Raw genomic sequence first — 21,475 nt, forward strand, 5'->3', positions numbered from 1 at the left:
GCCTTATAACGCTAGCGCTGCCCCTTCTTCCTTCTCCCCTTGTGGGAGAAGGTGGCCTCGCGAAGCGAGGTCGGATGAGGGGTGTTCCAGCTTGGCAAGGACGGCGATCCGTCACGCACCCCTCATCCGTCTCGGCGCTGCACGCCGATCCACCTTCTCCCACAAGGGGAGAAGGTTGGCGCCACACCTGGCCGCGCTGGCTGCTTCCTGGGGATGGCGACGAATTTCACTGGAATGGTTCTGATGCCCACAGTCGCCCCCCTAGACCTTGAAGGCCATTGCGTCGCCGCCGTCTTCCTCGGTGACGTGCCGCATTTTGCGCTGGCCGACGGTGCTATCCATCGGCTCGACAATGGCCACAAGACGGTGCAGGCCAATGACGGACTGCTCGCGGCCTTCCATGATGCAGCCAATGACCGGCTGATCACTGGCGGCGAGGACGGCAAGGTGTTTGCCGTTAAGGCGGGCGGCGAAGTCGCCGATCTGGCGACAGCCGGCAAGAAATGGATCACCAGTGTCGCCGCGGGACCACAGGGCGCCATTGCCTATGCCACGGGCAAGACCGCCTTCGTACGCTTCGCCGATGGCAAGACCAGGGAATTTGTCCATCCGCGTTCGGTCGAGGGGCTGGCGTTTTCGCCCAAGGGCATGCGCTTCGGCGTTGCCCGTTACAATGGCGCGACGCTGCATTTCCCGGCCGCCGAGGGCAAGCCGGTGGAGCTCGAATGGGCCGGCGCCCACACCGGCATCACCTTTTCGCCGGACGGCGCCTTCCTCGTCACCACCATGCAGGAAAACGCGCTGCATGGCTGGAAGCTGGCGGACGGCAAGCACATGCGCATGACCGGCTATCCCGGCAAGGTCAAAAGCCTGTCATGGAGCGTCAAAGGCAAATGGCTGGCGAGTTCCGGCGCGCCGGCGGCGATCGTCTGGCCGTTTTCCGGCAAGGACGGCCCGATGGGCAAGGCGCCGCTGGAACTCGGCACGCGCGGCAACGCCATGGTGACGGCGGTCGCCTGCCACCCGAGCCAGGATGTCGTCGCCGTGGGTTACGACGACGGCATGGTTATGGCGGTGCGTTTTTCCGACGCCAAGGAAGTGCTGTTGCGCAGGCCGGGCAAGGGCGCCATCACCTCGATGATGTGGGACAAGGAAGAACGGCGTGTCGCCTTCGGCAGCGCCGCTGGCGACTGCGGCGTTATCGATATTACGGCGTAGCTTCAAGATCGCCGATCACTCGGCGCCGCACGACACCTTGCCGGTCAACTCCGCCGGCTTGCCGTCCTTGTCCGTGTCGGCGGCATTGTCATAGACGGCAAGCTTGTACTGCCCGTCATAGACGCCTTCGTCGCTGGCCTTGGTCAGGATCGTCAGTTCGACTGAATTGAAGGTGTTTGCCGCCTCGTACTCGCGGTAGATGTTCAGCCGCAGCTCCTTGTCGTCCAGCCAGTACTGGGTCAGGTTGGAATCCTCGAACACCGTCTTGCGCAATCCGTCGCCAGCCGGCCTTGCCTTGATTTCGAGATCGCCGCGAAAGTTGAAGGTCGGTCCGCCCATGCCTCTGGTGACGCCGGCGCCGACGTCGAATGTCACCGCCGTATCGTCGACATTGCACCAGATGCCGCCCGAGGCGAAGGCCGTGCTGGCCGACGCCAGAAGCACTGCCGAACAGATGATTGTCCGCATTTTTGTCCCCCCACCTCAATTCCCGCTCATATTGGCGCCGACTTCGGCAGCACGGTCAAGCGCCGCCCGCAAAGGCTGAGCCAATGCAGGGCAGATGCGCGGCCAATTGCGGTTGCGGACATGGATTGGCTAAGAGGGACCAGTCCAGAGGGGTTTTCATGCACAGCAGCGACAGTTCAAAGACCATCGGCGGCATCAGCCGTGACCGCATCGTAGAATTGCGCGAGACCGAGGGTGCGGCTTTCCGCGCAGCACGGCCGCTATCACAGGCCAAGGTCGGCAACGGCCTGCCGGGCTTCTTCGGCGGCGTGCCGATGCACTGGATGAACGACTGGCCGACGCCGTTTCCAATCCTGGTCGACAGCGCCAGAGGCGCTGCGATCACCGACATCGACGGCAACAAGCTCGACGATTTCTGCCTTGGCGACACCGGCTCGATGTTCGGCCATTCGCCGCCGCCGGTGGCGCGCGCCATTCGCCGCCAGGCCGGACGCGGCCTGACCTATATGCTGCCTTCCGAAGACGCGCTTGCCATCGGGCCGTTGCTGCAACAACGTTTCGGCCTGCCGTTCTGGCAGATCGCGACGACGGCGACCGACGCCAACCGCTTTGCGTTGCGCGTCGCCCGTGCCGTTACAGGGCGGGAAAAAATCCTCGTCTTCAACGGCTGCTATCACGGCTCTGTCGACGAGACGATGGTGCGGCTGATCGACGGCAAGCCCGTCAACCGGCCGGGACTGGCGGGCGAATTCCGCGACCTGACCCGCACGGCCAAGGTGATCGAGTTCAACGACGTTGCCGCGCTGGAAGCCGCGCTCAAGGACAGGGATGTGGCCTGCGTCATCGCCGAGCCGGTGCTGACCAATTCCTGCATGGTGCTGGCCGACCCGGGCTTCCATGACGCGCTGCGAAAGTTGACGCGCGAAGCCGGCACGCTGCTCCTGATCGACGAGACGCACACGATCTCGACCGGTCCCGGCGGCTACACCAGGAAATATGGGCTCGAGCCGGACTTGTTCGTGCTGGGCAAGCCGATCGCTGGCGGCGTGCCGGCAAGTGTCTGGGGCATGAGTGATGAGGTCGCTTCGCGCTATGCCGACTACAACAGGACCAAGGAGCCTGGCTATTCCGGCATGGGCACGACGCTGTCGGCCAATCCGCTGCAATTCGCGACCATGCGCGCCACGCTCGAAGAAGTGATGACGCCTGAGAATTATGGCCGCATGGACCATCTGGCGCGGCGTCTCGATGCCGGGCTGACCGGCGTGATCGACCGCTATCGTCTGCCCTGGCACGTCGCCCGTGTCGGCGCCCGCGTCGAATTCATCTGCGCGCCCGGCCCGTTGCGCAATGGCGCGGAGGCAGAAGGCGCGCATGCACCCGAATTGGAAGCCGCCATCCATGTCGCGCTGGTCAATCGCGGCGTGCTGATTGCGCCCTTCCACAACATGATGCTGATCTCGCCGGCGACGTCAGGTGCCCAGGTCAACCGGCTGATCAGCGCCTTCGCCGCGGTTGCGGCAAAGCTTACGGCATGAGACAAGCGGCCATGGACAATGCCATTGTGACCTCACCTTCGGGGTCCTCGCCCACCGAAGCGCAAGCCTTTCTCGACGCCCATCCCGAGATCGAGGCCTTCGATATCGTGCTGACCGACGCCAATGGCGTCGGCCGCGGCAAGATCGTGCGCCGGCATGAGCTGAAAAGCATTTTCGAGGGCGGCCGGCATATGCCGATCTCGATCCTCGGCCTCGATATCACCGGCGAGGATGTGCACGAGACCGGGCTGATCTGGACGACCGGCGACGGCGACCTCAGGGCATGGCCGATCCCCGGCACGCTGGTGCCGCTCTACGGCACCAACCCGCCGCGCGGCCAGGTGCTGATGGCGATGTATCACCTCGATGGCCAGCCGATGTCGTCGGATCCGCGGCTGGCGCTGGCCCGGCAGGTCGATATATTGGCGGCCAAGGGGCTTTACCCGGCCGGCGCCTTCGAATTGGAATTTTTCCTGCTGGCCAATGAGCGCGATGCCGAGGGCAAGGTGCAGCCGGCGCGCGCAGTGCTTGACGGCCGTGTCTCGGGCAAGACCGAAGTCTATTCCGTCGACCATCTGCATGGCATGGAGCCGCTGTTTTCCGACATCTACGCCGCAGCCAAGGCGCAAGGCATTCCGGCCGAGACGGTGATTTCCGAATATGCGCCCGGCCAATACGAATTGACGCTGAACTACCGCAAGGATGTGATGCGGGCGGCCGACGACCTCGTCATGCTGAAGCGGCTGGTGCGGGCACAGGCGCGCCGCCATGGCGTGACCGCCTGTTTCATGGCCAAGCCGATCGAGAAATATGCCGGCTCGGGCATGCATTTCCACGTCTCGCTGCAGGACAGGGCCGGCCGCAACGCCTTTGCCGAGGCCGGCGGCGAGAGCTGGTCGCTGCCCTTGCTGCAAGGTCTCGGCGGCCTGATCCAGACGATGGCGGAATCGATGCTGGTGTTTGCGCCGCATGCCAATTCCTGGCGGCGCTTCGTCTCACAATCCTACGCGCCGGTGGCGCCGACCTGGGGCGTCAACAACCGTTCGGTGGCGCTGCGCGTGCCAGCCGGCGACGCCAAGAACCGGCGCATCGAACACCGGCCGTCGGGCGTCGATGCCAATCCCTATCTGATCGCCGCGACGGTGCTCGCCGGCATCATCAAAGGCCTCGACGAGGGGCTCGATCCTGGCCCCGAAACGACCGGCAACGGCTATGAGGCTGCCGTCACGCGTACGACGATGCCGGCCGATTGGCGCGCGGCGATCGAAGCGGCCAAGGCATCGAGCTTCCTGAAAGGCGCGCTTGGCGAGGACCTGCACCGGACCTTCGTGGCGATCAAACAGTCCGAATATCTGCGCGTGGCACGCACGGTCAGCGAACTGGATTATCATCTCTACCTGCACGAGGTGTGACGCCTTGATGCTGGGCGGCGATCACTTTTTAGCCGCCTGCCTCAAATGAGGTAGCCTCCCGCCTCTCTAGAACATATCATGAACGGATGAGCGCTCTCACCATCCGTGAAAAGCTGGCGATCCTGTCCGACGCCGCCAAATATGACGCCTCCTGCGCCTCATCTGGTTCGACGCAAAAAGATTCGCTGAAATCCGGCGGCATCGGTTCTACCGAAGGCATGGGCATCTGCCATTCCTATGCACCGGACGGCCGCTGCATCTCGCTTTTGAAAATCCTGCTCACCAATTTCTGCATCTACGACTGCAGCTATTGCATCAACCGCTCCTCCTCGAATGTGCGCCGTGCCCGCTTCAGCATCGACGAGGTGGTGAAGCTGACGATGGATTTCTACCGGCGCAACTACATCGAGGGCCTGTTCCTGTCCTCGGGCGTCATCCGTTCGCCCGACGAGACCATGGGCGAGATGGTCGAGGTGGCGCGACGGCTGCGGCTGGAGGAGAAATTCTCCGGCTATATCCATCTGAAAACCATCCCGGAAAGTTCGGCGGAATTGGTCGAGCAGGCCGGTCTCTACGCCGACCGGCTGTCGATCAATGTCGAGCTGCCGACCGACGAGGGCGTCAAGAAATTGGCGCCGGAAAAGAAGCCCGAAACAATCCGCCTTTCCATGGCCAGGCTGCGCCAGAAGATGGAGGAAAAAGCCGAGCCGACGCTGAGGACCAAGAAGCGCGAACGCTTTGCGCCCGGTGGCCAGTCGACGCAGATGATCGTCGGCGCGGACAAGACATCCGACGACGGCATCTTGCACACCAGCGCCCGGCTTTATGGCAGCTACCATCTGCGACGCGTCTATTATTCGGCTTTCAGCCCGATCCCGGATTCGTCATCGTCCCTGCCGCTGCAGAAGCCGCCGCTGATGCGCGAACACCGGCTTTATCAGGCGGACTGGTTGATGCGGTTTTACGGCTTCTCACAGCCGGAAATCCTGGCCGGCAGCAGCGATGGCATGCTCGACCTTGCCATCGATCCCAAGCTCGCCTGGGCGCTGCGCAACAGGGGACAGTTTCCCGTCGACATCAACCGCGCCGACCGCGAATCCCTGCTGCGCGTGCCTGGTCTCGGCACCAAGGTGGTGGCGAAAATCCTGGAGACACGCCACCACCGGCGGCTGCGGCTTGAAGATGTCGGGCGGATTTGCCAGTCGATCGCCAAGCTCAGGCCGTTCATCATCGCCGAAGGCTGGTCGCCCGGAACACTCACCGACAAGCAGGGCTTGCGCGACAAGATCGTGCCCTCCTGCGAACAGCTGTCGCTGTTTTGACCATGCAACCGGCTGAGCTTAATCTTGCCCGGTACAGTGTGCGGCTCGAGAGCGAGACCGACTTTTCGGGCTGGCGCGACGCGGCACGGCGACTGGCGCTGAACGAGGTCAGGCCCGAAGACATCAGCTGGCACGTCGCGGCCGGCTCCGACCAATCGCCTGACGATTTGCCGGCCGTGCCTGCGGGGGCGCAACTCGTGGTGCCGCGCGACTTTATCGAGCACGCTGGAACCGCCTTCTGCCATTCCGACCCCAGCCGGTTCGCCTTTCTCTATCGGTTGCTGTGGCGGCTGCGCAGCGAGCCCAAGCTGCTGGCGATTGCGTCGGATCCCGACACCAGACGGCTCGAGGCGATGGAAAAGGCGGTGCGGCGCGACAGCCACAAGATGCATGCCTTCGTGCGCTTCCGGAAGATCAGTGACGGCACCGATGAGCGTTATGTTGCCTGGTTCGAACCGGATCATTTCATCGTCGAGCGCAACGCGGATTTCTTCATCAGGCGCTTCACCGGCATGCGCTGGACGATCCTGACGCCGCACACCTCCGCCGACTGGGACGGCGAAAAGCTGGCGATCGGGCCGGGCGCCGCCAAGGCCGATGCCCCTGATCAGGACGACACCGAGGCGCTGTGGCGCACCTATTTCGAAAACATTTTCAACCCGGCACGGCTGAAGGTGAAAACCATGCAAAAGGAGATGCCGAAGAAATATTGGCGGAACCTTCCCGAGGCCTCGCTAATTCCAGAGTTGATCGCAGGAGCTGACAAGGCCGCCAAGGATATGATTGCGAGGATGCCGACGACGCCGGCGCCCCACCACGCCAAGGTTCAGGCCAGACATTGGCCGAAGCAGCCGGCCAAGTCGCCGCAAGATGCCGACGCCGGCACGATTTCCGAATTGCGCGAGGCGGCGAAAGGCTGCCGCCGCTGCCCGCTGTGGCGTGATGCGACGCAGACCGTGTTCGGCGAGGGACCTGACAATGCCAAGGTGATCTTCGTCGGCGAACAGCCGGGCGATCAGGAGGATCTCACCGGCAAACCTTTTGTCGGCCCGGCAGGCAAGGTGTTCGACGCTATCCTCGATGACGCCGGCGTGGACCGGCAGAAGGTCTACGTCACCAATGCGGTCAAGCACTTCAAGTTCGAGCCGCGCGGCAAACGCCGCATCCATTCCAAGCCGAATGCCGGCGAGGTCCAGGCCTGCCGCTGGTGGATCGACCGGGAGTTCGCGTTGATCAAGCCGGACCTTGCGGTGGCGCTCGGCGCAACGGCGGCACTGTCGCTGCTGGGCAAGGCGATCCCGGTGACGAAAATGCGCGGCCAGGTGATCGAGCGCGAGGATGGACTGAGGGTTTTCATCACCATCCACCCGTCATTTATCCTGCGCATTCAGGAGCCTGCGGAGAAGGAAGCCGAGCGCGAGCGCTTTTTGCAGGATATGAAGCAGATAAGGCGACTGATGGCTGCTTGATCGGACGTCGGTCGGCGCTGCCCCTCATTGTCCTGCCGGACGTTCGTCACTCGAAAAGCCAAGCAATTGGCTTTTCGTCCGCTGCGCGGATCGCTCCTCAACTCCCCGTATAGTGACGGGGAGAAGACGCTGTCATCAGCGCTTTCGCCAACCACCAACGTTGCAAGAAGGGCGCGAAGACGCGGCTAGCTCCCTTCTCCCCGTCACTATACGGGAGAAGGTGCCGGCAGGCGGATGAAGGGCAGAGCGAACGTTTGCGTTAAGAGCGTTGCACGCGCTCTAACGAATGAGGATCGCCCTCAAATCATTCACATTCGTGCCCGTAGGTCCTGGCACAAACAGGTCGCCGACTGCGTCAAACGCCGTCCAGGCATTGTTGCCCGCCAGCAGGGCCTTGGCGTCGACGCCGGCCGCCCTCATGCGCGACACGGTCGAGCCATCGGCGAAGGCGCCGGCATTGTTTTCCGAACCGTCGATGCCGTCGGTATCGGCTGCCAGCGCATGGATATTTTCGGCACCGTTGATGCCGATGGCGAAGGCGAGCAGGAATTCGGAGTTGCGGCCGCCCTTGCCTTTTGCGCGCAAGGTCACGGTGGTTTCGCCGCCGGAGAGGACCAGCACCGGCTTTTGAAACGGCCGGTCACGCGTGGCGACTTCGCGCGCGATTGCGGCATGGACGCCGCCGACCTCGCGCGCTTCTCCTTCAATGGCATCGGAGAGGATGACGGCCTCTATCCCCTGCCTCTTCGCTTCCGCCGCTGCTGCTTCCAGCGACACACCGGCCGAGGCGATCAGATGCACCTCGTTGCGCGAAAAGCGCTGATCGTCGGGATCTGGGGCATCGGCGGCCGGCGAATTGATATGCGCCATCACCGAGGCTGGCAGTTTCATTCCGTAGGCTGATATCGAGGCCAGCGCGTCTTCACGGCTGCCGGTATCGGGGACCGTTGGCCCGGAGGCGACAAGGGCCGGATTGTCGCCGGGAATGTCGGAGACCACCAACGACACGACCTTGGCCGGCCAGGCGGCGGCGGCCAGCCGGCCACCCTTGATGGTCGAGACATGCTTGCGAATGGTGTTCATCGCCGCGATCGGCGCGCCGGAGGCGAGCAGCGCCTCGTTGACGGCGATCTCGTCGGCCAGCGTCAGGCCGCCGGCCGGCGACGGCAGCAGCGCCGAGCCGCCGCCCGATATCAGCGCCACGACCAGATCGTCCGCCGTCAGACCCCGAACTTTTGCCAGCAGTCGCCGCGAGGCTTCCAAGCCGGCGGCATCCGGCACTGGATGCGCCGCCTCGATGATCTCGATGCGCTCGCATTTGGCGCCATAGCCGTAGCGGGTGACAACCAGCCCTTCGATCGGACCGTCCCAGACCTTCTCGAAGGCCGCAGCCATCTGCGCCGAGCCTTTGCCCGCGCCGATGACGATGGTGCGGCCTTTGGGTTTGGCCGGCAGATGGTCGCTGATGGTCCGCTGCGGATCGGCGGCGGCCACGGCGGCGTTGAAGATGGAGATGAGGAAAGCCTTCGGGTCGAGCACGGTCATTCAGCTTCCGACGACAGCGCCAGCCGACGCTTGTCGATGCTCAGATAATTGCAGAGCGCATCGACCACGACGCCATGATCCTCACGTTCCGGCAGGCCGGAAACGGCGATCACGCCAATAACGCCGGCGCCTTTGACAGTCACCGGAAAGCCACCGCCAGCGAGCACGTAGTCCGAGATGTCGAGGCCTTCGCCGATCTTGAAAGTGCGGTCGGGGCGCTGTTGTTCCAGCACCAGACGATAGGTACTTCTGAGATAGCGCCTGACGACATTGATCTTGCGCCGCGCCCAGTCGGGATTGGAGGCGTTCGAACCCGGCATCGCGGCATAGAACAGCGGCCGGTCCCACAGCCTGATATCGACGATAACAGGCAGGTTTTCGGCCAATGCGCGATCGCGGATGGCTGAGCCGATCTTGAAGGCAACGGCCTCGTCGAAGGTCGGAAAGACCAGCGTCTCCTCCTGTTTCCGGATCAGAGCGATGTCGTCCGCAACGGCCATTTTCTTTCTCCGAAAATCGTCACACGTCGTTTGTACGACAAGGACTGCCGGGTCAAGCTCCCGTCGAGACCGCCCCCTCATCCAGGCGCTTCAGCCCCCTCCTCTCCCCTCGGGGAGAGGTCGGATTGCCCCGAATTGCTCTTCGCAATTCGGTTGGCAATCCGGGTGAGGGGGTCTACCCGGCGATCATATCGCTCTTGGCGGCCCGCCCCGCGACGTAGACCTCGCGCACGGCGCGGTCATCGCCCAGCGTCTGCAAGAGAAACAATTCCTGCGCCAGCGTCTGCGCCGTTTCCATCCTGAGCCGCATCGCCGGCGTTGCCCTGGCATCGAGCACGACGATATCGGCGTCGGTGCCTTGCTCCAGCGTGCCGATCTTGTCGGCAACCGACAGTGCCTCGGCATTGCCACGCGTGATCTGCCAGAAGGACTGGAACGGGTTCAGTTTCTCGCCGTTCAGCGCGATCACCTTGTAGCCCTCATCCATGGTGCGCAGCATGGAATAGTTGGTGCCACCGCCGACATCGGTGGCGGCGGCGATCCTGAGCGGCTTGTCGCGGCGGCGAAAGCGCTGGTAGTCGAAAAGACCCGAGCCGAGGAACAGGTTCGAGGTCGGGCAGAACACCGCCACCGAGCCGCTGTCCGAAAGCGCGTCCGCCTCGCGCTCGGACAAATGGATGCAATGGCCGAACAGGCTCTTTTTTCCCAGCAGCCCGTAATGCTCATAGACGTCGGTGTAGTCGCGCGACCACGGGTAAAGCTGTTGCGTGAAGGCGATCTCGGCGTGGTTTTCCGAGAGATGCGTCTGCATGTGCAGGTCGGGATGCTCGCGGCACAGCGCGCCGGCCATCTCCATCTGCTCCGGCGACGAGGTAATGGCGAAGCGCGGCGTGATGGCATAAAGCTGGCGGCCCTTGCCGTGCCACTCCGCGATCAGCGCCTTGGTATCGTCATAGCCGGATTGCGGCGTGTCGAGCACACCTTCGGGGGCATTGCGGTCCATCATCACCTTGCCGGCGATGTTGAGCATGTTGCGGTCATGCGACTCGGCGAAAAGGCTTCGGCCGACGCCTTGTGCACCGAGCAGTAGGCGGTGACCGTCGTGGTGCCGTGCCGCACCATCTCGTCGAGGAAGAGCCGCGCGATGCGACGGCCATGCTGCGCGTTGGCGAACTTCGTCTCTTCAGGAAAGGTGTAGGTGTTCAGCCAGTCGAGCAGTTCGGCGCCGTAGGATGCAATGATCTGCATCTGCGGGAAATGGACGTGGGTATCGATGAAGCCCGGCAGCAGCAGGTGTGGCCGGTGATCGATCTTTTTTGTCCCCCCACCGGCCTGTTTCTCGATATCGCTATAAGCGCCCGATGCAACGATCCTGCCATCGCTGATCAGCAGGCCGCCATCCTCCTCGTAACGCCAGGCCGAATGGTCGTCGATGGTTTGCGGCCAGCGCACGAAGGACAGTGTGCGGCCGCGCAGAAGTGTCGAGGTCATGCTATTTCCCTGCGCCTTCGAACCAGGCCACCAGCAGTGCCCGCTCCTTGTCGGTGATTTGGCTGACGTTGGCGGGCGGCATGGCATGGCTGCGGCCGGCCTGCAGATAGATCTCGCGGGCGTGGTTGGCGATGTCCGCGTCGCTGTCCAACATCACCCCCTTGGGTGCGTGATAGATGCCCTCATAGACCGGTTCTGCCGCGTGGCACATGGAGCAGCGGCCGAGCACGGTGTCGCGCACGGCCGGGAAATGGGCGGAGGCGATGTAGATGTCCGCCGAGGCGGACGCCTTGGGCTCACCGGTCAGCACCTTGGGCACGGTCGACAGCCAGATGATGATGATGAACAGGACAAGGGCGCCGAGCCAGGTCCAGTGCGGGTTGCCGGCACGCTTGTGCACGGTGTTGAAATAGTGCCGGATCAAGACGCCGATGATGAACACCAGCGAGGCAATGACCCAATTGAACTGCGTGCCGAACGCCAAGGGATAGTGGTTCGACAGCATCAGGAACAGCACGGGCAGCGTCAGATAATTGTTGTGGAGCGAGCGCTGCTTGGCGATCTTGCCGTATTTCGGATCGGGTTTGCGGCCGGCGATCAGGTCGGCGACGACTATCTTCTGGTTGGGGATGATGACCATGAAGACATTGGCCGACATGATCGTGGCGGTGATGGCGCCGAGATGCAGGAAGGCGGCGCGGCCGGTGAACAGGTGCGTCAGCCCCCAGGCGATGAACACCAGCACGCCATAGAGTACCAGCATCAGGCCGGTGTCGCTTTTGCCAAGCGGCGAGCGGCAGAGCAGATCATAGACCACCCAGCCGACACCGATCGTCGCCATCGACAAAAGGATGCCGACCGGCACCGACATCGGCAGTACGTTGGGATCGATCAGAAACAGATCGGCGCCGGCATAGTAGACCACGCACAGCATGGCGAAGCCGGACAGCCACGTGGCGTAGGATTCCCATTTGAACCAGGTCAGGTGCTCCGGCATTTCGGCCGGCGCCACCAGATATTTCTGGATGTGGTAGAAGCCGCCGCCATGCACCTGCCATTCCTCGCCGAAGGCGCCGACGGGCATACCGGGACGCTGGCGCAGGCCAAGATCGAGCGCAACGAAATAGAACGACGAGCCGATCCAGGCGATGCCGGTGACGACGTGCAGCCAGCGCACGGCAAAACTCAGCCAGTCCCAGAAAATCGCGAAATCCATCATTGAAGTCGTCCCTGCCGATGACGCGACTTTACGGTGTCGCACGCAAACGGAAAGAGGCGAGGTGTACGATGACTTTCAAAAAAAAATGGAAAATACTAGGGTAGTCACACGCAGCAGGATGGGAGCCGCCCGAAGGCGGCCTCAGGAAAGCCACGGAACCGCATGGCCTATCTCGACAACATTGCCGTCTTCGTCCGTGTCGTCGAGCTTGGCAATCTGTCGGCGGCGGGCCGCGACATGCGCATTTCGCCGGCGGTCGCCTCCAACCGCATCAAGGAACTGGAAAAACATCTGGGCGTCAGGCTGTTCAACCGTACGACGCGGCAACTGATGCCGACCGAGCATGGCACGGTTTTCTACTCGGGTGCCAAGCAGGTGCTGGAGGCGATCACCGAGGCGGAAGCCGCGGTGTCCGCATTATCCGGCCAGCCGCGCGGAACCATTCGTGTGACCGCGCCTCTGGGACTCGGGCGCCGGCTGGTGGCCTCGGGCATTCCCGATTTCCACGACAAGTATCCTGATATCGAGGTGCGGCTGAGGCTCTCGGACCACAATGTCGACATCATGAAGGAAGGCATCGACGTCGCCTTCCGGCTCGGCATCATCGAGGATTCCAGCCTCAGGATGCGCGGCATCATGGAATGTGAGCGCGTGCTGGTGGCGGCGCCGAAATATCTGGAAGCGCGCGGCGAACCGACCGAGCCGCAGGAGCTGATCGACAAGAAGCACGACTGCCTGATGCTGCGCTATTCCGGTGCGCGCGAATATGTCTGGACGCTGCAAACGCCCGCAGGCCCGCAGAAATTCGAAGTGCATGGGCCCTATGACACCGACGATGGCGACGTCCTGACCGGCTGGGCGCTGTCCGGGCGCGGCATCATCAACAAGCCGCGCTTCGAGGTCGAGCCGTTCATCCGCGACCAGCGGCTCAAGGTGATCCTGGCCAGCACGCCGCCGACGCCGGTGCAGTTCGCCGCCGTCTATCCGCACAAGAAGCTGCAGGATCCCAAGGTGCGGCTGCTGCTCGACTTCATGGCCGAGCGCTGCCAGCGGCTGATCAAGGATCTGCTGGCCGGCAAGTGATGGCCCGCTGGTCCATTCAACGGGCTTGCCTTGCGCAGCGGCGAACTTAGGTTGGTGCGATGCATCTCGCCATTTCGCTCGACATCGCTGCCGCCGCCGGAGAGACCGTGCTGGACTTCGGCCAGGTCAGCAGCTTCGTGCGTAAGGCGGAAGCGGCGGGCGTGGACATGGTCATCATTTCCGACTCCGCCGATAAGCCATCGAGCAGCCCGTTTGAAGCGACAACGCTGCTGGCCGCTCTCGCGACAGTGACCGACAGGATCGGTCTCGTCGCCAGCGCCTCTACTCTCGCGCATCAGCCCTACAACCTCGCGCGCCGGTTTGCTTCGCTCGACATCGTCAGCCATGGCCGCATCGGCTGGAATGCGACGCTGAGGCAGAACCCTCGCGAAGCGACGAATTTCAGCCGACCCGAAGGTTTTTCCGACGATGATTTCCGCCGCCGTGCCAAGGAGTTCATCAACATCGTACGGGCGTTGTGGGTCGGCTGGGAACCCGACGCGCTGCTGTTCGACAAGGCAGCTGGCCGCTTCCACGATCCGGACAAGATGCACCCGCTGAACCACATCGGCGAATTCTTCTCGGTACGCGGGCCGCTCAATGTCGCACGGTCGCCGCAGGACAGGCCGGTGCTAATCATGTCCGGCCCGCCGGAGGCTGATATCGATTTCGCAAGCGGCGTCGCCGACGTTGTCCTTATCGAGGGACAGCCGCCTGAGACCTTTAAAGTTGCCGTTGGCGACCTGAAGCGCCGAGCCGCCGCGATCGGCCGCAAACCGGAGACAGTGAAGGTACTGGCAACGATGGGCCTGACATCCGAACCGGACGTCGACAGCCTCCAAACCTTGTTGGAATCGAGTGGCTGTGACGGCTTCAATTTTGTTTTGCCAGCTGATGTCCCGGGACTTCAGAGTTTTACCGACCGCGTTTTGCCAGAGCTCCGGCGCCATGGCATCGCCGGCCAGGGTCAGCAAGGCACAACGCTGCGCGCACATCTTGGGCTTGGCACCGGAGGCGCAAAATGAGCGCGCAGATGAAGCTCGGCGCCTTCCTTTGGGCGACCGGCCATCACATCGCCGCCTGGCGCCACACCAAGGCGCATGTAACCGCCGGCATCGACATCGACCATTACATCCAGCTGGCGCGCACGGCGGAAGCGGCGAAGTTCGATATGATCTTCTGCGAGGACGCCGCCGGTCTGCGCGAGGCCAATGTCGGCATCGCCAGTCAGACGTCGCGTTCGATCGGCTTCGAGCCGATCAGCCTGCTTTCGGCGTTGGCGGTCCAGACCAGCCGCATCGGTCTCGTTTCGACGGCGTCAACGAGCTACAACGAGCCCTATGGCCTGGCGCGAACCTTCCTGTCGCTCGACCATCTGAGTGGCGGCCGGTCCGGCTGGAACCTGGTCACCTCGGCCAGCCCCATCGAAGCCGCCAATTTCGGCGCGACCGGGCTCAAGCCCCATGCCGACCGCTATGAGCGGGCGCGTGAATTCGCCGAGGTGGTCACCGGCCTTTGGCACGGCAAGGCTCCCGGCCATGATGGCCAGAGCTTTTCGGTGCACGATCCGCTCGATCTGCCGCGTTCACCGCAGGGCGCGCCGGTCATGGTCCAGGCCGGTGCCTCGGATGTCGGCCGCGACCTTGCCGCCCGCACCGCGGATGTGGTGTTCACGGCGGCGCAAACCTTCGAGGAAGCGAAGGCCTTTTATGACGATCTCAAGGGGCGCATGGCCGCCTATGGGCGCGAACCCGACGACATCAAGATCATGCCCGGCGTCTCACCTGTGGTGGCGGAAACCGAGGCCGAAGCCCGCGAGAAACATGAGGAGTTGCAGGCGCTGATCCCCGACGATGTCGGCGTGGCGCTGCTGTCCAGCTATCTCAGCATCTCCGATCTCGGACGCTATCCGATCGACGGGCCACTGCCCGAACTGCCGGAGAGCGAGGGCATGAAAAGCCGGCAGGCGCTGGTCGTCGAGCAATCGCGCCGCGACGGCCTGTCCATCCGCCAACTTGCCCGCCACTTCGCCGGGGCGCGCGGCCATTGGCGCATCGTCGGCACGGCGGTGCAGGTCGCCGACGAGTTGCAGGCGCGGTTCGAAGGCGGTGCTGCCGACGGCTTCAATGTCATGCCGTCCTATTTCCCCGGCGAGCTCGATGCCTTTGCGACGCTGGTCGTGCCGGAGCTGCAGCGGCGGGGCCTGTTCCGCCGGGAATACGAAGGCCGAACGCTGCGCGACCACCTCGGCTTGAAACGGCCGGCCTGAGACAAAAGCCGGCGGCCCTATGCTTCGTCCATCATCCGCGCGGTGCCCGAAACCCTGATCGAGCTGCCGATCTCGGGCGCAATATCGGCGTGCAGGCGCGAACGCATGCCCATATCCTCGCCTTGCACCACATCGATCGCGCCGCCATGCGGCCAGCCAATGTCACGCAAATAGCCGGCAAAGGCAGCCGTCGACGCCCCTGTCGCCGGATCCTCGTAGACGCCGCCGGAGGCAAAGGGATTGCGCGTGTGGAACAGCCGCGGCGTTTCGGCATAAGCGAGCAGGATCGTCATCAGCCCCTCGCGCCGCATCAGCACTTGCCCGGCTTTCAGCTCATAGCGCATGGCGGCCAGCGCCTCGCGCGATTTGAGGGCCAGTACGAGATGGTCCGCGCCGCCGTGGATCAGCGCCGGCGGAATGGCCGGATCGAGATCGGTGGCGGCATAGCCGAACAGCGCCAGCGCCTCGGCGATCAGCGCCGGCGGCGACGGCCTGCTGCGTGTCGGCGGCGACTGCAAGGCGGCGGCAATGGTCGCCCCATCGCGGAACCCTTCGACGGTGATGCTGGCCTGGTTGAGTTTCAGCGGGAAAATTCCATCGCCGAACTGCCGGACGAGGGCGGCTCCCAGGGCGATGGTGGCGTGCCCGCAGAAGGGAACTTCGGATTCCGGCGAGAAATAGCGCACCCGCCAGTTGTCGCCATCCGGTGCGGCAAAGGCGGTTTCAGAGAAGCCGACCTCCGCCGCCAGACGCTGCATTTCGACGGCATCAGGCAAGACATCGCCGATCAGCACCCCGGCAGGGTTGCCGCCGATGTTGCCATCCGAAAAAGCCGCGATTTTCAAAACGTTCATGTATCCTCACCTCGTGCAGCACGCCGGGTGGATACCGCAAATGCATCTTTCCTGCGATTGAAAAACGGACAGGCCGTCGGGCAGTGTTGGCTAACCGGCCATCACCTTGTCACGCAGAACCTGATGCTCTGCATTTGACGCCGCGTTGTGAACGACCAGCGCCGTCATGATCTCAGCGGCGGCAAGTGCGGCGATGACGGGCGGGCGCTTGTCCTTGACGGCATCGCCGCCGATCGGCGAGACGAGGCGGGCAAACTCTACTTCTGTACCTTCAGCCGATTTCAGGAACCAGTTCTTGAAGGTCGCTTTCTTGGTCTTCGAGCCGATCATGCCGACATAGGCCGTATCGTCGCGTTTCAGCGCTTCGGTGACAATCAGGAAATCCAGCGCATGGTCGTGGGTGAGGATGGCGAAAGCCGTGCCGGCGGGAGCTTTGCGAATCTCGGCTTCCGGCATTGGCGTCAGCCGCGTCTCGACGGTTTCCGGCATGCCTTCCAGCGCCTCGGCCCGCGTTTCGATGACGACGCCGTGCACGGGAAGGAGCGCAATCGTCGACGCCAGCGCCTGCCCGACATGGCCACCGCCGAAGATATAGACATGCGGCAAATGGGCTTCCTCGGCTTCCGCCGTCGTGACCAGTTCAGACGCGAGCGCGGCATCGACAAGCCGGATCAAGACTTCGACGCGCCCGCCGCAGCATTGGCCGATCTCCGGTCCGAGCGGCACATCGAGCGTGGCGCAGACTTCATCGACCGCGATGCGGGTTCCCCTCCCCCTCGAGGGGAGGGTGGCGGCGAAGCCGTCGGGTGGGGTCGTTGCGGCAGTGCTCGACGTCCTTGCGGTGCCTTCTGAGAGGACCCCCTCTGGCCGCCTTGCGGATTGCCCTTCGCTATGGCTCCGGGCGCTCGTCGCTGAAAAAGCCAAATCGTTGGCTTTTTCTCGGCCTTCGGCCGACCGCTCCTCTCCCCCTCGAGGGGGAGAGGAGCATTTGCCTGGCCTTGTCAATCGCCATGTATTCGAGCTGGCCGCCGCCGATCGTGCCAAAAATCGCCGCTTGCGAGACGAGCATGAAGGCGCCCTTCTCGCGCGGTGTCGAGCCTTTGGTACCAGCCACTTCGACCAGCGCAAGCCGGCCGGCGCTGGCGAGAAAGGCTTTTAGGCTTTGCACTTTCGAGTTCATCTTTGCGTTCCCGAATGGGAAATATAGGCTTTTCGCCCTGAATTTGCACGTTTTGCCGGATTCAGGCTCCTGCCTTCATCTCGCTTTTGAGCCGTTCGATCGCCATCAGCACCCGTTCCGGTGTTGCCGGCGCATCTAGGCGCGGGCAGATCTTGTGATCGGCGACGCTGGCCACCGCATCCGACAGCGCATGCAGAACCGACATGCCGTGCGGCAGCGGCGGCTCACCGACCGCCTTGGAGCGGTGGATGGTCGGCTCGTAGGCCTGCGACCAGTCGGTCAGCGCCACGTTGAAAATCTTCGGCCGGTCGGACGCCAGCGGGATCTTGTAGGTCGACGGCGCATGGGTGCGCAGCCGGCCCTTGTCGTCCCACCACAGTTCCTCCGTCGTCAGCCAGCCCATGCCCTGGATGAAGCCGCCTTCGACCTGGCCGATGTCGATCGCCCGGTTCAGCGAACGGCCGCAATCGTGCAGGATATCGGCGCGCTCGACGACATATTCGCCGGTCAGCGTGTCGACAGACACCTCCGAGCAGGCCGCGCCATAGGCGTAGTAGTAGAAGGCGTGGCCCTGACCTTTGCTGCGGTCCCAATGGATCTTCGGCGTCTTGTAGAAGCCGGCGGCCGAAAGCTGGACGCGCGCGATGTAGGCCTGCTTGACCAGGTCGTTGAAGCTGACTTCCTGGTTGCCGATGCGCACCCGGTTAGGCAGGAACACCACCTGATCGACCGGCACCTGATATTTCTCGGCGGCGAAGTCGGTCAGCCGCTGGCGGATCTGGCGGGCGGCGTTCTGTGCCGCCATGCCGTTGAGGTCGGCGCCGGAAGATGCCGCCGTTGGTGCCGTGTTCGGCACCTTGGCGGTGGTGGTGGCGGTGATCTTCACTCGCTCGAGATCGATCTGGAATTCCTCCGCCACGACCTGCGCCACCTTGAGGTGCAGGCCCTGCCCCATTTCGGTGCCGCCATGGTTCATGTGCACTGAGCCGTCGGCATAGACATGCACCAGCGCACCGGCCTGGTTGGACTCGGTCTTGGTGAAGGAGATGCCGAACTTGACCGGCGTCAGTGCCAGGCCGCGCTTGATGAAACGGCTGTTGGCGTTGAAGGCCGATATTTCGCGCCGGCGCCGCGCATAATTGGCGCTTTCCTCGAGCTCGGCGACGATGCGCTGGATGATGTTGTCCTCGACCTTCTGGTGATAGGGCGTGACGTTGCGGCTGGCGATCGCCTCCATCGGGTCATAAAAATTCAGCTTGCGGATTTCGAGCGGGTCCTTGCCGACGGCGAAGGCGACCTCGTCGATGACGCGCTCGGCGCCGATCATGCCTTGTGGACCGCCGAAGCCCCGGAAGGCCGTGTTGGAAACGGTGTTGGTGTAAAGCGGCGCCGATTTGGCGTGGACGTTCGGATAGAAATAGGCGTTGTCGCAATGGAACAGCGCACGGTCGCCGACCGGACCCGACAGGTCGGCCGAGAAGCCGGCATTGAGTGCGAACATGAAGTCGACGCCGAGGATATTGCCCTCATTGTCGAAGCCGACCTCATAGTCGATGGCGAAGTCGTGCCGCTTGCCCGTGGCGGTCATATCCTCGTCACGGTCGAGCCTGACCTTCACCGCCCGTTTGTGCTTCTTGGCCGCGATCGCGGCGATTGCCGCGCATTGGTTGGCCTGTGTTTCCTTGCCGCCGAAGCCGCCGCCCATGCGCCGAACCTCGACCGTCACCGCGTGACTGGGCACGCCGAGCACATGGGAGACAAGGTGCTGGGTCTCGCTCGGCCCCTGGGTTGAGCAATAGACCGTGACCTCGTCGTCCTCGCCCGACACGGCCAACGATACCTGGCCCTCGAGGTAGAAGTGGTCCTGTCCGCCAAGCTTCATCCGCCCTTTCACCCGACGGGGCGCCGCAGCAATCGCGGCAGCCGCATCGCCGCGCCGCAAGGTCAACGGGGTAGTGACCAGCCTGTCCTTGACCGGGTCCAGCGGCCAGATGCCGAGGATGGCGGGAAGTTCGTCGTATTCGATCCTGGCCAGGCGCGCTGCTCGGCGCGCTGCATCCCGTGTTTCAGCGATGACCGCGAAGATCGGTTGGCCAAAGAACTGCACCGTGCCTTCCGCCAGCACCGGGTCGTCATGCATATTGCTGGGCGAGACGTCGTTCTCGCCGGGCACGTCGGCATAGGTCAGCACATCGACGACGCCGGGCGCTGCCCGCACCGCCGAGAGATCGACGCTCTTCAGCGTGCCGTGCGCGACTTTTGACAGGCCGAGCCCAACATGCAGCGTACCGGCCGGTTCCGGCATGTCGTCAATATAGACGGCGGCGCCGCTGACATGCTTGTGGGCCGAGTCATGGCGCTGATCGGTGGCGACGCCGCCGGCGATCTTCTCGGCCTTGAGATTTGATGTGGCGTGCTTGTTCATCATGCCGCCTCGTTGCGTGACACCTGGAAGGGTGCCTTGGTGCCGCTGGCCTCGGCGAAGAAACGCAACAACAGGTTTTTCGCCGCCAGAGCTCGGTATTCGGCTGACGCCCGCATGTCGGTGAGCGGCGTGAAATCCCTGGCGTATTCGGCCATCGCCGTCTCGACCGTCTCTTCGGTCCAGGGTTTGCCGAGCAGTGCCTTTTCGACAGAAGACGCCCGCTTCGGCGTCGCCGCCATGCCGCCATAGGCGATGCGCACATCGGCGACCGTGCCGTCCTTGGCCAGCGCTAGGAAAAAGGCGCCGAGGGCGGCGGTAATGTCCTCGTCGCGGCGCTTGGTGATCTTGTAGACGGCAAACTTCGTGCCCTTGGCCGGGATAGGTACGTGGACTGCCTCAACGAACTCGCCCGGCTGCCGGTCCTGCTTGCCATAGGCAATGAAGAAGGTTTCCAGCGGGATCGTGCGCCGCTTCTTGCCCTTTCGCAGCGTCAGACGCGCGCCGAGCGCGATCAAGGGCGGTGGCGTGTCGCCGATCGGCGAGCCGTTGGCGATGTTGCCGCCGATGGTGCCCATGTTGCGCACCTGTTCGCCGCCGATGCGGTCGAACAATGGCCCCAGCGCCGGGATGCGTTTGGCGAGCGTCGAGAAGGCTTCGGTGTAGGTCACGCCGGCGCCGATCGAGATGACGCCCTTGTCTTCCGAGATGGTGCACAGCCCGTCGAGATTGCCGATGAAGACCACCGGCGAGATGTCGCGCATATGCTTGGTCACCCACAGGCCGACATCGGTCGAACCGGCAACTATGGTGGCGCCGGGTTCCTTGTCGAGCACGGCGGCGAAATCGTCGACATTGCCCGGCACGATGAGCCGCGCCTTGGCCGAACCGATCTCGACCCGCGCGCCATCATGCATGGCCTCGAGCCTTGCCGTGATCGCCTTGCGCTCCACCGCCAGCGGATCCTTCGCCACCTTGCCATAGCTGGAGATGGCATGTGCGGCGCGCATGATCGCCTCGTAGCCGGTGCAGCGGCAGAGATTGCCTTGCAAAGCCTTTTCGATGGCCGCATTCGACGGGTCCGGCGACTTCATCCACAGGCCATAGAGCGACATGACGAAGCCCGGCGTGCAGAAGCCGCATTGCGAGCCGTGGAAATCGACCATCGCCTGCTGCACCGGGTGCAACTGGCCAGGCTCGCCGCGCAGATGCTCGACCGTCACGACATGGGTACCGTCGAGCGAGCCGAGGAAGCGGATGCAGGCATTGACGCTTTCATAGACCAAGCCACCAGCCGAAAGCTTGCCGACCAGCACGGTGCAGGCGCCGCAATCGCCCTCGGCGCAGCCTTCCTTGGTGCCGCGCAGCGAACAGTCGAGCCGCAGCCAGTCGAGCAAGGTGGCATCAGGCGCCAGCGAGGACAGCACGACATCCCTGCCATTCAGGATGAAGCGGATCTCGTTGCGGATAGAAATCTTGGCCATG

At 63.6% G+C, this 21,475-nt stretch carries 17 protein-coding genes and 1 pseudogene; 8 read left to right on the forward strand and 10 right to left on the reverse strand.

What is annotated here, in order from left to right:
* The first annotated feature begins 243 nt into the window (after nucleotides 1–243).
* Complete coding sequence (locus tag AC0V7N_RS02425) at nucleotides 244–1,218, forward strand: WD40 repeat domain-containing protein (RefSeq protein WP_475454372.1); 975 nt, start codon at nucleotides 244–246, stop codon at nucleotides 1,216–1,218.
* Between the two features lie 15 nt (nucleotides 1,219–1,233).
* On the opposite strand, the gene AC0V7N_RS02430 is transcribed toward AC0V7N_RS02425, so the two are convergent.
* Entirely contained in the window at nucleotides 1,234–1,686 is a 453-nt protein-coding gene (locus AC0V7N_RS02430; RefSeq protein WP_475454374.1) for a hypothetical protein, read from the reverse strand.
* A gap of 158 nt (nucleotides 1,687–1,844) precedes the next feature.
* Here AC0V7N_RS02430 and AC0V7N_RS02435 point away from each other — a divergent pair, with 158 nt between their 5' ends.
* The 4 genes from AC0V7N_RS02435 to AC0V7N_RS02450 all read left to right on the forward strand — a co-directional run bounded on the left by AC0V7N_RS02435 (nucleotide 1,845) and on the right by AC0V7N_RS02450 (nucleotide 7,427).
* Nucleotides 1,845–3,224, forward strand: coding sequence for an aspartate aminotransferase family protein (locus tag AC0V7N_RS02435; RefSeq protein WP_475454376.1), 1,380 nt, complete (start codon nucleotides 1,845–1,847; stop codon nucleotides 3,222–3,224).
* 11 nt (nucleotides 3,225–3,235) lie between these two features.
* A complete protein-coding gene (locus AC0V7N_RS02440) occupies nucleotides 3,236–4,636 on the forward strand; it encodes a glutamine synthetase family protein (RefSeq protein WP_475454378.1) in 1,401 nt (466 codons plus the stop codon).
* A gap of 86 nt (nucleotides 4,637–4,722) precedes the next feature.
* Nucleotides 4,723–5,958 carry a putative DNA modification/repair radical SAM protein gene (locus tag AC0V7N_RS02445; RefSeq protein ID WP_496627686.1) on the forward strand — a complete coding sequence of 412 codons (1,236 nt, stop codon included), beginning with the start codon at nucleotides 4,723–4,725 and terminating at the stop codon, nucleotides 5,956–5,958.
* A gap of 2 nt (nucleotides 5,959–5,960) precedes the next feature.
* A complete protein-coding gene (locus tag AC0V7N_RS02450) occupies nucleotides 5,961–7,427 on the forward strand; it encodes a UdgX family uracil-DNA binding protein (RefSeq protein ID WP_475454382.1) in 1,467 nt (488 codons plus the stop codon).
* Between the two features lie 279 nt (nucleotides 7,428–7,706).
* Here AC0V7N_RS02450 and AC0V7N_RS02455 read toward each other — a convergent pair whose 3' ends face one another.
* From AC0V7N_RS02455 to AC0V7N_RS02470, 4 genes and pseudogenes are all read right to left on the reverse strand, one after another.
* On the reverse strand, nucleotides 7,707–8,972 hold the full coding sequence (locus tag AC0V7N_RS02455) for a glycerate kinase type-2 family protein (RefSeq protein ID WP_475454384.1): 1,266 nt from the start codon (nucleotides 8,970–8,972) through the stop codon (nucleotides 7,707–7,709).
* On the reverse strand, nucleotides 8,969–9,472 hold the full coding sequence (locus AC0V7N_RS02460; RefSeq protein ID WP_496627687.1) for a heme-degrading domain-containing protein: 504 nt from the start codon (nucleotides 9,470–9,472) through the stop codon (nucleotides 8,969–8,971). Before AC0V7N_RS02460 ends, AC0V7N_RS02455 begins: the two co-directional genes overlap by 4 nt.
* A gap of 175 nt (nucleotides 9,473–9,647) precedes the next feature.
* A pseudogene (guaD, locus tag AC0V7N_RS02465) lies at nucleotides 9,648–10,963 on the reverse strand (guanine deaminase).
* Nucleotide 10,964: 1 nt separating this feature from the next.
* Complete coding sequence (locus AC0V7N_RS02470) at nucleotides 10,965–12,182, reverse strand: urate hydroxylase PuuD (protein ID WP_475454388.1); 1,218 nt, start codon at nucleotides 12,180–12,182, stop codon at nucleotides 10,965–10,967.
* Nucleotides 12,183–12,344: 162 nt separating this feature from the next.
* Between AC0V7N_RS02470 and AC0V7N_RS02475 the strand changes: the two genes are divergently transcribed.
* From AC0V7N_RS02475 to AC0V7N_RS02485, 3 genes are read left to right on the forward strand one after another with little or no spacing between them, the layout of a single operon-like run.
* Nucleotides 12,345–13,265 (forward strand): LysR family transcriptional regulator, encoded by a 921-nt coding sequence (locus tag AC0V7N_RS02475; protein WP_475454390.1) that lies wholly within the window; start codon nucleotides 12,345–12,347, stop codon nucleotides 13,263–13,265.
* 59 nt (nucleotides 13,266–13,324) lie between these two features.
* Entirely contained in the window at nucleotides 13,325–14,290 is a 966-nt protein-coding gene (locus AC0V7N_RS02480) for an LLM class flavin-dependent oxidoreductase (protein WP_475454392.1), read from the forward strand.
* Complete coding sequence (locus AC0V7N_RS02485) at nucleotides 14,287–15,534, forward strand: LLM class flavin-dependent oxidoreductase (protein WP_475454394.1); 1,248 nt, start codon at nucleotides 14,287–14,289, stop codon at nucleotides 15,532–15,534. Before AC0V7N_RS02480 ends, AC0V7N_RS02485 begins: the two co-directional genes overlap by 4 nt.
* Nucleotides 15,535–15,551: 17 nt before the next feature.
* On the opposite strand, the gene AC0V7N_RS02490 is transcribed toward AC0V7N_RS02485, so the two are convergent.
* The 5 genes from AC0V7N_RS02490 to xdhA all read right to left on the reverse strand — a co-directional run bounded on the left by AC0V7N_RS02490 (nucleotide 15,552) and on the right by xdhA (nucleotide 21,474).
* On the reverse strand, nucleotides 15,552–16,388 hold the full coding sequence (locus tag AC0V7N_RS02490) for a PhzF family phenazine biosynthesis protein (RefSeq protein ID WP_475454396.1): 837 nt from the start codon (nucleotides 16,386–16,388) through the stop codon (nucleotides 15,552–15,554).
* Nucleotides 16,389–16,478: 90 nt separating this feature from the next.
* On the reverse strand, nucleotides 16,479–17,312 hold the full coding sequence (gene xdhC, locus AC0V7N_RS02495) for a xanthine dehydrogenase accessory protein XdhC (RefSeq protein ID WP_496627688.1): 834 nt from the start codon (nucleotides 17,310–17,312) through the stop codon (nucleotides 16,479–16,481).
* Nucleotides 17,278–17,568, reverse strand: coding sequence for an XdhC family protein (locus AC0V7N_RS02500; RefSeq protein ID WP_496627689.1), 291 nt, complete (start codon nucleotides 17,566–17,568; stop codon nucleotides 17,278–17,280). The genes xdhC and AC0V7N_RS02500 overlap by 35 nt, the downstream gene beginning before the upstream one ends.
* 61 nt (nucleotides 17,569–17,629) lie before the next feature.
* Nucleotides 17,630–19,993, reverse strand: coding sequence for a xanthine dehydrogenase molybdopterin binding subunit (xdhB, locus tag AC0V7N_RS02505; RefSeq protein WP_475460177.1), 2,364 nt, complete (start codon nucleotides 19,991–19,993; stop codon nucleotides 17,630–17,632).
* On the reverse strand, nucleotides 19,993–21,474 hold the full coding sequence (gene xdhA, locus AC0V7N_RS02510; RefSeq protein ID WP_475454400.1) for a xanthine dehydrogenase small subunit: 1,482 nt from the start codon (nucleotides 21,472–21,474) through the stop codon (nucleotides 19,993–19,995). The genes xdhB and xdhA overlap by 1 nt, the downstream gene beginning before the upstream one ends.
* Between the last annotated feature and the right edge of the window lies 1 nt (nucleotide 21,475).

The organism is Mesorhizobium kamtschaticum (genome assembly GCF_056174585.1).

Coding starts and splice junctions, on each gene's coding strand:
- AC0V7N_RS02425 (WP_475454372.1), top strand. CDS start 244: ATGCCCACAGTCGCCCCCCTAGACCTTGAAGGCCATTGCGTCGCCGCC.
- AC0V7N_RS02430 (WP_475454374.1), bottom strand. CDS start 1,686: ATGCGGACAATCATCTGTTCGGCAGTGCTTCTGGCGTCGGCCAGCACG.
- AC0V7N_RS02435 (WP_475454376.1), top strand. CDS start 1,845: ATGCACAGCAGCGACAGTTCAAAGACCATCGGCGGCATCAGCCGTGAC.
- AC0V7N_RS02440 (WP_475454378.1), top strand. CDS start 3,236: ATGGACAATGCCATTGTGACCTCACCTTCGGGGTCCTCGCCCACCGAA.
- AC0V7N_RS02445 (WP_496627686.1), top strand. CDS start 4,723: ATGAGCGCTCTCACCATCCGTGAAAAGCTGGCGATCCTGTCCGACGCC.
- AC0V7N_RS02450 (WP_475454382.1), top strand. CDS start 5,961: ATGCAACCGGCTGAGCTTAATCTTGCCCGGTACAGTGTGCGGCTCGAG.
- AC0V7N_RS02455 (WP_475454384.1), bottom strand. CDS start 8,972: ATGACCGTGCTCGACCCGAAGGCTTTCCTCATCTCCATCTTCAACGCC.
- AC0V7N_RS02460 (WP_496627687.1), bottom strand. CDS start 9,472: ATGGCCGTTGCGGACGACATCGCTCTGATCCGGAAACAGGAGGAGACG.
- AC0V7N_RS02470 (WP_475454388.1), bottom strand. CDS start 12,182: ATGATGGATTTCGCGATTTTCTGGGACTGGCTGAGTTTTGCCGTGCGC.
- AC0V7N_RS02475 (WP_475454390.1), top strand. CDS start 12,345: ATGGCCTATCTCGACAACATTGCCGTCTTCGTCCGTGTCGTCGAGCTT.
- AC0V7N_RS02480 (WP_475454392.1), top strand. CDS start 13,325: ATGCATCTCGCCATTTCGCTCGACATCGCTGCCGCCGCCGGAGAGACC.
- AC0V7N_RS02485 (WP_475454394.1), top strand. CDS start 14,287: ATGAGCGCGCAGATGAAGCTCGGCGCCTTCCTTTGGGCGACCGGCCAT.
- AC0V7N_RS02490 (WP_475454396.1), bottom strand. CDS start 16,388: ATGAACGTTTTGAAAATCGCGGCTTTTTCGGATGGCAACATCGGCGGC.
- AC0V7N_RS02500 (WP_496627689.1), bottom strand. CDS start 17,568: ATGAACTCGAAAGTGCAAAGCCTAAAAGCCTTTCTCGCCAGCGCCGGC.
- xdhB (WP_475460177.1), bottom strand. CDS start 19,993: ATGAACAAGCACGCCACATCAAATCTCAAGGCCGAGAAGATCGCCGGC.
- xdhA (WP_475454400.1), bottom strand. CDS start 21,474: ATGGCCAAGATTTCTATCCGCAACGAGATCCGCTTCATCCTGAATGGC.